Here is a 12,510-nt window from a genome sequence, read left to right as displayed (position 1 = left end):
GAGTCGGTTTCTACATAGGGATCGGGTTTTGAACCGTCGAAAACATAGTCAGTGGAAATATGGATCAGCGGCAGGCCGAGCTGGGCGCAACTGGTGGCCAGCGCGCCGGCACCATCGCGGTTGACGGCAAAGGCCAGGTCCGGTTCGCTCTCGGCGCGGTCGACCGCCGTATAGGCCGCCGCATTCACGACAATGTCGGCCGGCACCTTCCAGAGCGCGGCCGCGATGGTGGGAGGATCGGTCAGATCCAGATCAGGCCTACCGAGGCAAGCGATCTGCACCTCATCGTCTGCCAGCTCGGCCAATGACCGCGCCAACTGCCCGTGCAGGCCGATGACGGCAATCCGCAGCATCTACCTCTGCCTAGCCAGCGTCGCGCGATGCCGCCCGTCCGTTATCGGACACGATCAGCGGCGGCAGCGGATAATAGGGCGGCAGAACCTTGGCCTCGCTCAGCAGCGGCGCCGCCTGATCCTTCGCCGCCAGAATCGGATTCTTCACCTGCCAGTCGATGCCGATGACGGGATCATCCCAGCGGATGGCATGTTCGCAGCGTGGATCGTAAGGCGCAGTGCACTGATACAGAAAGTCCGCATTGTCGCTGAGTACGGCGAAACCATGGGCGAAGCCGGGCGGAATCCAGAGTTGGCGATGATTGTCGCCCGAGAGGATCGTGCCGGTCCATTTGCCGAAATTGGGCGAACCCTGGCGGATATCCACGGCAACGTCGAACACCTCGCCCGACAGCACCGTAACCAGTTTACCCTGGCCGTGCGGTTCCTGGTAATGCAGGCCGCGCACCACATCTTTGCGCGAGCGCGAGAAATTCGTCTGCACCGAGGGCACACCCAGACCGTAATTCAGGTAGCGCGGCGCGTTCCACAGCTCCTTGATGAAACCACGGTCGTCGGAAAAAGCCTTCATCTCGATGATGAAGACGTCGCTAAGGTCTGTGGCGAATATCTTCATGGCCCCTCCGCCTCAACGCCGGTCTTCACTCAGAATCCGACGCAGATACTGACCATAGCCGTTCTTGCCGTAGGCGGCGGCAATAGCTTCGACCTGTGCCGCACTGATATAGCCCTGCCGCCAGGCAATCTCCTCCGGCGCGGCGATTTTGAGACCCTGGCGCTTCTCCACGGTGGCGATGAAATTCGATGCCTCGAGCAGGCTGTCCGGCGTGCCGGTATCGAGCCAGGCGAAACCGCGGCCGAATAATTCCACATTGAGCTGGCCGCGCTGCAGATAGACATTGTTGAGATCGGTGATCTCCAACTCACCGCGCGCCGAGGGCTTCAGGGTCGCTGCGATGTCGCAGACGTTTCTGTCATAGAAATACAGACCGGTTACTGCCCAGTTGCTCGGAGCCGGGTTGGGTTTTTCGATAATCGCTCGCACGGATTTGTCCGGATTAAGATCCAGCACACCGTAGCGCTCGGGGTCGGCAACCCAATAGCCGAACACCGTTGCCCCGTGCTGCTGCTTGGCGGCCTTGCGCAAAACGGCGCCGAAGCCTTCGCCGTAGAAGATGTTGTCACCCAGCACCAGCGCGCAGGCTCCCCCGCCGACGAAGTCGCGACCGATCAGGAAAGCCTGGGCTATGCCATTGGGCTCGGGCTGCACGGCATAGCCGATGTTCAGGCCCCACTGGCTGCCGTCCTTCAGGAGGGAACTGAACGCGCCCTGATCGCGGGGTGTGGTAATCACTAGGATATCGCGGATGCCGGCCAGCATCAGGGTGGTAAGCGGATGATAGATCATCGGCTTGTCATAGACCGGGATCAGTTGCTTGCTGGTGACCGCCGTTGCCGGATGCAGCCGGGTGCCGGCTCCGCCCGCCAGAATGATGCCCTTCATAAATTTATCCCATCTACGCGTCGAGAATCGAATTCCAGCCAAATATCAAGCCATTCCGCAGCTTAATACTAGCTTAATCTCCCTCCGAAATCATTAACGCATCGGTAACCCGCCCGCCCCACATTACCCTTGCGTAAAATGCAGCCCGCACCAGCATAATTTCGCCTAAACTTGGACAAACGCGATGCCGCAATCAGGCTGGCGCTGCCCCTCGGCAACGCCGCCTGTGATGCCAGCCAAGCCCGATCAGACACGATGATAAAAGTAAAGCCGATTTACGTCTCTTGCGAGCTCCAGCGCCGCGAACTGAATGCACGGCTGCTCTTCGCCGTGCATGCGGCGCGCCGTGGTTTCACCACGATCATCAGCCAGAAGGTGATCATGGAGGCGAACCTGCCCCGCCTTCCCGCCGGCGTCTTCTGGCACAAGACCGTGACAGGCGCCTGCCACCATTATTTCGAGACTGCCAAGACGCACCAGAACCGCACCGTCGCCATATGCGAAGAGATTACCAATATCCGCGACGTACCGGAAAACGAGGAATACGCGCAGACCATGTTCGATCCGCGCACCGCGGAACTGGTCGACCTTTACCTCGCGGGATCGACGCTCGATACCCGGGTGGCCAGCCATCACGCCTTCGGCAAGATTGAAAACGTCGGCAATGTCAGGATCGAGTTGCTGCGTGGCCGCAACCGCGAGATTTTTGCACCCCAGATCGAGATACTGCATAACTCCATCGGCCGGTTCGTGCTGCTGAACTCGTCCTTCGGCATCCATGGCAGTTTCTACTCGACGGACTGGGAGCGCGACACCTTCAACAAGATGGCGGAGCGGCTGGATACGAAGCGGGATTATTTCGACGAGACCTACCAGCGCGAAAAAATCGGTATCGAAACCGCCGTCAACCTGATCCGTCGGCTGCGTGCCGAGGGTCATACCGTGGTCATGCGCCCGCACCCACATGAAAATCCGCAGATGTGGATCAATCTTCTGCGCGGCATTCAGGGCGCCTGGGTAGATGCCAGCGGTCCGGTCGCGCCCTGGCTGATCGCCTGTGACGCCGTGCTGCAGGGCAACTGCACGACCGGCCTGGAGGGCGTGCTGGCCGGCAAGCCGGTCGGCAATTATCTCGACCATCCCGACCACACCCTGAGCGCGTTCCTGATCCCGCCCGGCGGATGGAGACAGGCCATCATCCAGGCCCAGGAACCTTCCGACGCCCTGGTCGAGGAACTGAGGAAGACGATCTACGGCATCGACGAACCGATCAGCGAAAATACCCTGGACGCGATCGAGCGGCTGGATCCGCCGGAATGCACATTCGAGGAGTTGGTCCGCTCCCGTTTCGCCTCGGTGCTGGATTTCAAATACAATCCATCCATGGCGCACCGCTGGCCGCCGGTCAGCTACAATGCCTGCAAGCAATTCGTGAACCAGGCGGCCAAGGTGCTCGACCTCGGCAATGTCGGCATTCTAAGCCCCGGCCCGAATCTGATCATGATCGCCCCGATCGAGGCCGTCGACGAACTCACGCGCAGATACGGCGAAGCGCCGGCTCCTGCTCCGGTGGACTGAGCCCTGCCGCCCCTGCGGTACCCGCACGGGCATCCTTGCTACAGCGGCTTTTCACCAACGATGCGCATGTCGCGCGGCTCGCGCAGCTTGAACTGCGCCGGTTCCTGCCGCACGTTCACCAACCCCGCCTCGGCCATCAGCGCAGCCAGACTCTGCGGCGTGTAACCCCAGCGGTGGATCATCAGCGGATCGCGCCAGCGCGGGTCGCCATAGAACACCCACATGCTGCGCTGTCCCTCCGGCCCTGGGCCAGCGGCGGCGACCGGATTCCGGATCAGCTCCTGTGCCGCGCTCAGCAGATTCGGGCATTCCAGCACCATCCGGCCGCCAGGCTGCAGCACGCGCGTCCATTCGCGCAGCACATCGGCCACTTCCCAGCGCCAGATATGCTCGACGACATGTACCGCCAGCACCTCCTCGGCGGCCCCGTCGACGAAAGGCAGCCGCTTGGTGACGTCGCATTGCACGTCCACCTTCGGGCCCTGCCCGCGCGAGGACAGCGCATCGCAATTCACATAGCCAGGCAATATCTTGTCGCCGCAACCCAGATTGAGCCTGATGCCGCGCTGCGCCGGCGCGGCCAGAGGCTGCGGCGTTGCCTGCCGCATCGCGGCGTCGAACACCGCCGCCCATTGCGTGGCCGCCGCCAGCGGCGAATGCCGCACCTCGATAATGGCCTGACCGGCGGCTATGCGCTGCAGCACCTGCGCCTGATTCTGTTTCGCCCAGCGCAGGCCGTCGGGCAGATGCGGACCGATCCAGGCCATGTCGCGGAAGGCCTCGTGGGCCGGCGTCGGCCCAGCCACCACCAGCCGGCCGCCGCGCAGGGCTGCCACCAAGCGCTGCGGCCCGCGCGTCTGCGCCTGCGGTTCGGGCGGGCTTGGCAGCACCACGATGTCGCAACCGGCAATGGCGGCTGCCTGTGCCGCCGCGCTCCAGGGCGTGACCGTCACCTGCAGCCGGCCGCCCGACATCTCGGTGGCGCCGCTGAGCGAGGCGGCGAGCTGCGGCGGCACCGATACGACTAGGTTCAGCGTCATCGGCTGTTCCGCAGCATAGGGCATCAATGCATTGAGCAGACCGGACAACTCCGGCAGATCGGAAGGTTCGCCATACCAGGCCAGCTTCAGCCGTTCGCCGGCCGGCGCAAAGCGCGGCGCACCGGCATCGCCCTCGTAGGGATCATGAACGGGCAGCGCCTCGCGCCCGGTCTCGCGTTTGTATTGGAGCGCCAGCCCCGGCGCGGCAGCAGCGGCCGCTACCGCCTGCCCGGCGATCTGGCGCAGCATCTCGGCTCCGGCCGGGCCGGCGGCATGGCCATCATGCAGATCCAGCACGAGACGCACCCCGGCATTGCGCAGCCAGGTGGCCGCCTGGACGATATCCGGCAATGCCATCGCCGGCAGCACCACGATGTCAGGCATCCTGCCGCCGCAGGCGCGGACGAAAGTATCAGGGTTGCTGCCTTCGAGATCGAGATACGTGGCATGGATGCCGCGCTGCAGCAGACCGGTGAGATCCAGGCGATAGCGCGCGGCCGGCATGGGAGGCGGCGCATCGACCCCCTTGTAGACTGCCGGACGCGGCACCAGCCAGCAGATGGAGAGATCGGGCATGCTGCCTCCGGATTTGACTTCGGCCTTAGCCGCGGCTCCCGAGGCCGGCCTGACCGGCGCGGCGGCGCGGATATTCCGGGCCAGCTCGGTCCATTGCCGGCCGATGGCCTCGGGCGCACAGTGTTCGGCCACATGGATCTGGCCGCGGGCAATCTTTTTTGTCACCGCCTCGGGCGCGGCCAATGCGGCCAGCACCGCACGGTCGAGCTGGTCGTCCAGGCCGCAAAAATCGCCAAGCTCGCGATAGCTGTCGATCGGATGCGCCACAACGAAGCGGCCGGCATACAGCGCCTGCAAAGCCCGATTGTTGCTCTTGCCGGCCGACATCACCGAGCCGGAGGCAAAGGGCAGCACCACCACGTCGCAGTCGTTGAGCGCCTGTTGCAGCGCCGGCACCGACCAAGGCTTGAATTCCACCTCATCGGTTCCGGCCAGAGGCCCGAGCTGCTTGACGGCCTGGTCCGGCGCCAGCGGTTCGCAGAGCATCTGCAGATGCAGGCGGCGCTGCGGGGCCAGCGCGGCTTTCAGACGCGGCAGATCGGCCTGGAAGAAGGCCCGCATGGCCGGAGCGTGGATGCCATAGAAGCCGAACCACAGCAGCCTCACCGTGTCGCCCGGCGCGAACCGCACCGGCCGCCGCTCCACTTCGATGGGGTCGCCGATCACCGAAACCGGCACCGTCCGTTCGGCGACAAGCCGCTCCAGCGCCTCGCGCATCAGGCCCGCAAGCGTATCGCTCGGCGTGGTGACGGCATCGCAGCGGCGGAAGAACTGCTCCAGCATCTTGCGATACAGCCGCGCATTGTCCTCGCCCACCTGCCGCGCGACGGCGGCATCGTGTTCGGCCGCCAGCTTGAAGTCGGACACGTCGATCACCAGCCGGCCACCGGCAGCGCGCAGGTCATCGATGCGCTCCAGGCAGGCGGGGAAGCTCTGGCTGAAGGAAACCACGTCCAGCTTGGGTTGATGCAGGATCAGCAGGTCGGCGCGGGGGTCGAAATCGGGGCGGAACAGTTCGGGGAAGCCGATCACCTCGACCTGCAGGCCGGGGTCCTGCAGCGCCATCTGCTGGGCCGGGATCAGGCCGCGATAGCGGGCACTGGCCAGCCTGGCCCAGCCTTCCCCCTTCTCACGGGGATCGGCGTTGATTGCAAAAACCACACGCATCGGCGCCTGCGCTCCGTCCTGCCCGAATCAAGCATCGCAGGCTGGCACGGCAATGGTAAAGGAAGTCTGGCGGCGCGGCCGGGAATCTGGAAAAACTGCCGCAGAATCAATGATCTGAGGAGATGGCGCACCCGACAAGATTCGAACTTGTGACCTCTGCCTTCGGAGGGCAGCGCTCTATCCAGCTGAGCTACGGGTGCCTGGATATCGAACCGGCCGGGCCGGCGGGCGGACCATAACCGAGAGGCCGGCCGGAAAGCAAGGCAGCCGCCCGCGGCGGCGCGGCCCCGGACCCGGGCCGGGCGGGCGGCCGCAAAGCCGGCCAGACGGCGGAAAAGACAGGCAGATTCCGCCCGCCACGCCAGCGCGCCGCTTTGGACTCGCGAAACATCGGCTTTGCGGCGCGGCCGGGCCGCCGGGCGTGATTTTGAGTTGGTTTGCGATGGTTTTGCCATGTTAACCCGTTGATTCTGCTCAAACGGGCATAACAGACCCCTGCCCCTGCCGGCAGCCGACCCCGGATCAGATGGTACAAAAAGCAAACATTGCAAGGGCCGGCGGCGCCGACGCTACGCGGCCCTTGCCGTCACCAGCCAGTCCCAAGGTTTGGCGGCGCTGAGCGCCTTCGGCGGGCGGATGCTGTGGCAGGCCCAGGAATATTCCACCTTCTGAACCCGGATGGCGCGGAAGCCGCGGGCGGCCAGTTCGCGCTTCAGTTCTGCGGCGGTGAAATGCTTGGTCGAAACGCCGTCGATGGAAACACCGCTGCTGCCATCGGGCGCATCGGGTTTGACGATGATGCGCGGCGCGGCGGCGTTGCGCTCGGCCTTCGCCAGCAATCTGGCCGAACCCAGGGCCGGCACCACCAGGATCAGCTTGCCGCCGTCATCTCGCAGCAGCGCGCGGGCGGAATCGAGCACACCCTGCCAGATGGCGCGGCGCGGATGGATGGCCGCATTGGCGCACAGCACGGCATCAAAGCGGCCGCGCCAGCTTTTCAGCGCGGAACTCGCCACATGCACGCTGATATTGCCCTGCCCGCGCGTCTTGCGGCGCGCGACATCGACGCAGGCGGCCGACTGCTCGAAACCATGCACCGCGCCGAACAGGCGGCCCAGCACGGGCAGATAGATGCCCACGCCGCAGCCGAAATCGGCCATGGCCGCCTTGCCGTCGGCGGCGGCCTTCAGCGCGGACAGGATCACGCCTTTGCGGTCGTTGTGGAAGGAGGAGAAGATTTCCTCTTCCCAGTTGGTGGCGGCGGCATCCCAGTACTGGCCCGATTGCCGGCTGGGAAGCGACTGAACAACAGTGCCATCCATGACGCTGTCCTCCTCGTTGCGCCGCCGCGACTCGCGGCGACCGGTGGAACATCACGTCGATCAGAATCGGTTGGGGTTAAGAGGAGGTTAAGATCGCCGCTGGATCGAGCCGTAGGCGATGGGCACGGCCTTCATCGCAAAAGCATGCATACAACATTAGCGGGCAGCATTAAGCGACTTATCCGGCTCGTATTCTATGGCGCTAGACAAACCGAATGAATGTAAGAGAGTTGCTTTGATTGGCAGCCAAAAGAGGAAATCAGAAAAAGGGGAACGGCTATGGAATTGAAGCATTTTGCTTATGCATTTGATGCGATCTCAAAAGCAAGCTCCCTGCTTTTCGCTGGGTACGCCATATATGCATTCGCGGCATCCACTCAGCTCTGGAGTTATCCATACATTCGAGTGGCTTTGGGAAAATCCGCCATCATGGCGATTTTTATATCAATTTCTTTCTTTGTCGCGCATTGGATTTTCTCGACTGTTCCGGAAAGAAAACAAGAGCGCCCGTTCTCATCCGAAACATATGGCGCAGTTGCTACGATTATTGGCCTGGTATTATTAATAGGCACGCTGTTCAAAATGGCTGACTATTTCTCCGCAGCACTAGCGGACAATCCTTTCTACACTGTGATCGATTGCCTCTACACCGCCAGCAAGAAAGAATGCTTAATGTCCTATGATGAGTATATAAACTTCACCAAGCCACAATCAGACATTGGGAAAAATTGAAATCTTTCGCAGCAACTAAATTCGCCACAAACCCGTCGCTCCAGATTTGCACGCGAATAAGCGGTTGCACGTTTCTCTAGAAATCTTCTTGTGCCAGAACCTCACGCCGCCCGGCTGCGCGTCAGTTCCAGGAACAGATCTTCCAGGTCGGCTTCCTGAGTGGAGAGATCGTGGATGGCGAGCCCGGCCTGCTGGATGCGGGCCAGCACCGTGGAAAACGGCTGCTGGCTCGGGCGGTAATGCAGGCGCAGGCGGCGGGGCCCCAGCAGCTCGGCATTGAGTTCGGCCAGTGAGGCCGGCACGGCGGCCAGATCGGCATCCAGGGTGACGATCACATCCTTGCGGTCGAGCCGCGAGAGCAGTTTCGGCGTGGCGTCATGGGCCACCACATTGCCATGGTTGATGATGGCGATGTGGTCGCAGAGCGCCTCGGCCTCTTCCAGATAATGGGTGGTGAGCACCACCGTGGTGCCGGCGCGATTGAGTTCGCGCACATAAGCCCAGAGCTGCTGGCGCAGTTCGATATCCACGCCGGCGGTGGGTTCGTCCAGCACCAGCACCGGCGGGTTATGCACCAGCGCCTTGGCCACCAGCAGGCGCCGCCGCATGCCGCCCGACAATGTGCGGGCATAGGCATTGGCCTTGTCGGAAAGGCCGACGGCGGCGAGGATTGCATCGGTGCGGCGTTCGGCTTTCGGCACGCCATAGAGGCCGGCCTGGAATTCCATCGCCTCGCGCGGCGTGAAGAAGGGATCGAGATTGAGTTCCTGCGGCACCACGCCGATGGCGGCCCGCGCCCGGCGCGGATCGGCGTCGATGTCGTAGCCCCAGATCGCCGCATGCCCCGAGGTCTTGTTCACCAGCCCGGCCAGGATGTTGATCAGCGTGGACTTGCCGGCGCCGTTCGGCCCGAGCAGGCCGAAGAAGCTGCCGCGCGGAATATCCAGCGCGATGCCGTTCAGGGCGCGCTTTTCGCTGCGCCCGCCGGCGCCGTAAACCTTCACCAGGTCGCGGACGGAAATGGCGGCGGATTCGGGCATGGTCTGGAGCCTTATGGGCCTGAAAGACTGGCGGAACGGGGCCTGCTGGGGTAGGTATCGCGGTAGGTATCACCGGGCAGCGAGCGGGTCAAACCGCCCCCTGCCTTCCATGACCGGATTTCGTCCTTTTCTGCGGAGTGTAGCGATGCAATCCCCGGCCCGAGCCCCTGTTGAAACCATCGAAGTGGATAGCCCCGTGGTGGCCTGCGACGGCGGTGGCGGCGCACTCGGCCATCCGCGCGTCTACCTGAACATGGGCGAGAAACACCAGATCGACTGCCCCTATTGCGGCCGGCTCTATCTGCTGAAAGAGGGCGCGCACGCCCACGGCCACTGACCGGGCCCGCGTTTCAGGGCATGGCATCCAAACACCGCCTCTATCTGGTCGACGGCTCGGGCTATATCTTCCGGGCCTATCACGCGCTCCCCCCGCTCACGCGCAAGTCCGACGGCATGCCGGTGGGCGCCGTGTCGGGCTTCTGCAACATGCTCTCAAGCTTGCGCGACAAGGCCGAGCATGACGAGGCCGTCAGCCACATGGCGGTGATCTTCGATGCGGCACGGGCCAATTTCCGCAACGAGATCTATCCCGAATACAAGGCCAACCGGGCCGAGACGCCGGAAGACCTGATCCCGCAATTCGAGCCGATCCGGCGCGCCACCCGCGCCTTTGGCCTAGCCGCCATCGAGAAGGATGGCTTCGAGGCCGACGACCTGATCGCCACCTATGCCAGACTGGCGCGCGAGGCCGGCATGGAGGTGGTGGTCGTTTCCTCCGACAAGGACCTGATGCAGCTTGTCAGGGACGGCGTCGGCATGCTCGATCCGATGAAGGACCGCAGCATCGGCCCCGCCGAGGTGATGGAGAAATTCGGCGTCGCGCCCGACAAGGTGGTGGACGTGCAGTCCCTGGCCGGCGACAGCACCGACAACGTGCCCGGCGTGCCCGGCATCGGCATCAAGACGGCGGCGGAACTGATCAACACCTTCGGCGATCTCGACACCCTGCTGGCCAGGGCTGCCGAGATCAAGCAGCCCAAGCGGCGCGAAACCCTGCTGACCAATGCCGACAAGGCGCGCATCTCGCGCGAACTGGTGCGCCTGAAAGACGATGTGCCGCTCGATCTGGGGCTTGATGACCTCAAGCTCGGGCCAGTGGAATGGCCGAAGCTCAAAGCCTTCCTCGACGAGATGGAATTCCGCAGCCTGACCAGCCGCATCGAAAGCCGGCTGAAGCTGCGCGGCACGGCAGACATGGATGGCAACGGCCCGCGCAAGGCGCCGGCGCCTGTAGCCTTCGAAGGCGAAGGCGGGCCGGAAACGCCGCCATCGACCATCGAGACGACCGCGACCTACACGCTGGTGCAGGATATCGCCACGCTGCGGCAATGGATCGAGCGCGCCTCGGCCGCTGGGACCGTCGCCTTCGATACCGAGACCACCAACCTCTCGCCCACCCATGCCGAGCTGGTGGGCTTCAGCCTCAGCATCCAGCCGCATGAGGCCTGCTATGTGCCGGTGGGACACATTCCGCCGGGCGGCGGCGGGCTGGACCTGAGCGGCGAAGGCGCGCCGAAGCAGATTCCGCTGGATGACGCGCTGGCCGCACTGAAGCCCCTGCTGGCCGATCCGGCCGTACTGAAAATCGGCCAGAACATCAAATACGACATGGCGGTGCTGCATCGCTATGGCCTGGAGATCGTGTCCTACGACGACACCATGCTGATCTCCTATGTGCTGGATGCCGGCAAACACGGCCATGGCATGGACGAGCTGGCCGAACTGCATCTGGGCCACAAGCCGATCTCCTACGACGAAGTGACCGGCACCGGGCGCAGCCGCATATCCTTCGCCGAAGTGGCGCTGGACAAGGCGCGCGATTATGCGGCGGAAGATGCCGACATCACGCTGCGGCTTTATCATGTGCTGAAGCCGCGCCTGCTGGCCGAGAAACAGGTGACGCTGTACGAAACGGTGGAGCGCGGCCTGCCCACCGTGGTGGCGGCGATGGAAGTGGCCGGCATCAGGGTCGATCCCGCCGAACTCAACCGCCTGTCGGCCGATTTCGCCAGCCGCATGGATGCCTTCGAGAAGCAGGCGCATGAACTGGCCGGCGAAAGCTTCAACATCGGCTCGCCCAAGCAGCTTGGCGAAATCCTGTTCGACAGGATGTCGCTGCCCGGCGGCAAGAAGGGCAAGACCGGGGCCTACTCGACCGGCGCCGACGTGCTGGAGGAACTGGCCGCCCAGGGCCATGAGCTGCCGCGCGTGGTGCTGGACTGGCGCCAGCTGCAGAAGCTGAAATCCACCTATACCGATGCGCTGGTGGCCTCGATCAATCCGCGCACCGGCCGCGTGCACACCTCCTATTCGATCTCGTCCACCAATACCGGGCGCTTCGCCTCCAATGATCCCAACCTGCAGAACATCCCGATCCGCAGCGAAGAAGGCCGCAAGATCCGCCGCGCCTTCGTGGCAGAAGCCGGCCATGTGCTGATCTCGGCCGATTATTCGCAGATCGAACTGCGCATCCTGGCCCATATCGCCGATATCGCCGCGCTGAAGCAGGCCTTCCGCGACGGCGTCGACATCCACGCGCTGACCGCATCCCAGGTGTTCAACACGCCGGTGGAAGGCATGGACCCGATGGTGCGCCGCGCCGCCAAGGCGATCAATTTCGGCATCATCTACGGCATGAGCGCCTTTGGCCTGGCCGCCCAGCTCGGCATCCCGCAGCGCGAGGCGCAGAGCTACATCGAGGCCTATTTCAGGCGTTATCCCGGCATCCGCGACTACATGGACCGCACCAAGAAACAGGTGAAGGAACAGGGTTACGTTTCAACCCTGTTCGGCCGGCGCGTGCATTTCCCCAACATCAACACCAAGAACCCGGCCGAACGCGCCTTCCTGGAACGCGCCTCGATCAACGCGCCGATCCAGGGCTCGGCCGCCGACATCATCAAGCATGCCATGGTGAAGCTGCCGGCGGCGCTGGCGCGCGCCGGGCTCAAGACCCGCATGCTGCTGCAGGTGCATGACGAACTGGTGTTCGAGGCGCCGGAGTCGGAAGTCGACGACGCGATCCGCGTGGCCAAGGACGTGATGCAGGCAGCCGCCGCGCTGGATGTGCCGCTGGTGGTGGAAGCCGGCCGCGGCGCCAACTGGGACGCGGCGCACTGATCCAATCCGTCATGCCCG

General features: G+C 63.8%; 10 protein-coding genes and 1 tRNA gene. 4 read left to right on the top strand and 7 right to left on the bottom strand.

Annotated elements, in window-relative coordinates; all coding sequences use genetic code 11:
* From ACK4FK_RS18025 to rfbA, 3 genes are all read right to left on the bottom strand, one after another.
* Positions 1-353 (bottom strand): SDR family oxidoreductase (locus ACK4FK_RS18025; protein ID WP_409746806.1); only part of this gene is annotated, 353 nt, incomplete at its 3' end.
* Positions 354-363: 10 nt separating this feature from the next.
* Complete coding sequence (gene rfbC / locus ACK4FK_RS18020; protein ID WP_409746803.1) at positions 364-969, bottom strand: dTDP-4-dehydrorhamnose 3,5-epimerase; 606 nt, start codon at positions 967-969, stop codon at positions 364-366.
* Between the two features lie 12 nt (positions 970-981).
* A complete protein-coding gene (rfbA, locus tag ACK4FK_RS18015) occupies positions 982-1,857 on the bottom strand; it encodes a glucose-1-phosphate thymidylyltransferase RfbA (protein ID WP_409746812.1) in 876 nt (291 codons plus the stop codon).
* A gap of 255 nt (positions 1,858-2,112) precedes the next feature.
* Between rfbA and ACK4FK_RS18010 the strand changes: the two genes are divergently transcribed.
* Positions 2,113-3,435, top strand: a complete 1,323-nt coding sequence (locus ACK4FK_RS18010; RefSeq protein ID WP_409746800.1) for a surface carbohydrate biosynthesis protein — start codon at positions 2,113-2,115, stop codon at positions 3,433-3,435.
* Positions 3,436-3,473: 38 nt separating this feature from the next.
* Here the strand turns inward: ACK4FK_RS18010 and ACK4FK_RS18005 are convergent, their stop codons facing one another.
* The 3 genes from ACK4FK_RS18005 to ACK4FK_RS17995 all read right to left on the bottom strand — a co-directional run bounded on the left by ACK4FK_RS18005 (position 3,474) and on the right by ACK4FK_RS17995 (position 7,540).
* The gene (locus tag ACK4FK_RS18005) at positions 3,474-6,218 is read right to left on the bottom strand and encodes a methyltransferase domain-containing protein (RefSeq protein WP_409746797.1); all 2,745 of its coding nucleotides are present in this window, start codon (positions 6,216-6,218) and stop codon (positions 3,474-3,476) included.
* Positions 6,219-6,341: 123 nt separating this feature from the next.
* A tRNA-Arg gene (locus ACK4FK_RS18000) sits at positions 6,342-6,418 on the bottom strand.
* Positions 6,419-6,787: 369 nt separating this feature from the next.
* On the bottom strand, positions 6,788-7,540 hold the full coding sequence (locus ACK4FK_RS17995; RefSeq protein WP_409746794.1) for a class I SAM-dependent methyltransferase: 753 nt from the start codon (positions 7,538-7,540) through the stop codon (positions 6,788-6,790).
* A gap of 279 nt (positions 7,541-7,819) precedes the next feature.
* On the opposite strand from ACK4FK_RS17995, the gene ACK4FK_RS17990 reads away from it, so the two are divergent.
* A complete protein-coding gene (locus ACK4FK_RS17990; RefSeq protein WP_409746791.1) occupies positions 7,820-8,272 on the top strand; it encodes a hypothetical protein in 453 nt (150 codons plus the stop codon).
* Positions 8,273-8,373: 101 nt separating this feature from the next.
* Here ACK4FK_RS17990 and ACK4FK_RS17985 read toward each other — a convergent pair whose 3' ends face one another.
* Positions 8,374-9,312 (bottom strand): ABC transporter ATP-binding protein, encoded by a 939-nt coding sequence (locus ACK4FK_RS17985; RefSeq protein ID WP_409746788.1) that lies wholly within the window; start codon positions 9,310-9,312, stop codon positions 8,374-8,376.
* A 184-nt stretch (positions 9,313-9,496) separates the two neighbouring features.
* Here ACK4FK_RS17985 and ACK4FK_RS17980 point away from each other — a divergent pair, with 184 nt between their 5' ends.
* The gene (locus ACK4FK_RS17980; protein ID WP_409746786.1) at positions 9,497-9,649 is read left to right on the top strand and encodes a zinc-finger domain-containing protein; all 153 of its coding nucleotides are present in this window, start codon (positions 9,497-9,499) and stop codon (positions 9,647-9,649) included.
* Between the two features lie 20 nt (positions 9,650-9,669).
* On the top strand, positions 9,670-12,492 hold the full coding sequence (gene polA / locus ACK4FK_RS17975) for a DNA polymerase I (RefSeq protein WP_409746783.1): 2,823 nt from the start codon (positions 9,670-9,672) through the stop codon (positions 12,490-12,492).
* Positions 12,493-12,510: the final 18 nt, after the last annotated feature.

It is taken from the genome of Ferrovibrio sp. (assembly GCF_046297895.1).
In the GTDB taxonomy this organism is placed as follows: domain Bacteria; phylum Pseudomonadota; class Alphaproteobacteria; order Ferrovibrionales; family Ferrovibrionaceae; genus Ferrovibrio.
This window is presented reverse-complemented; position numbering and strand designations above follow the sequence as displayed.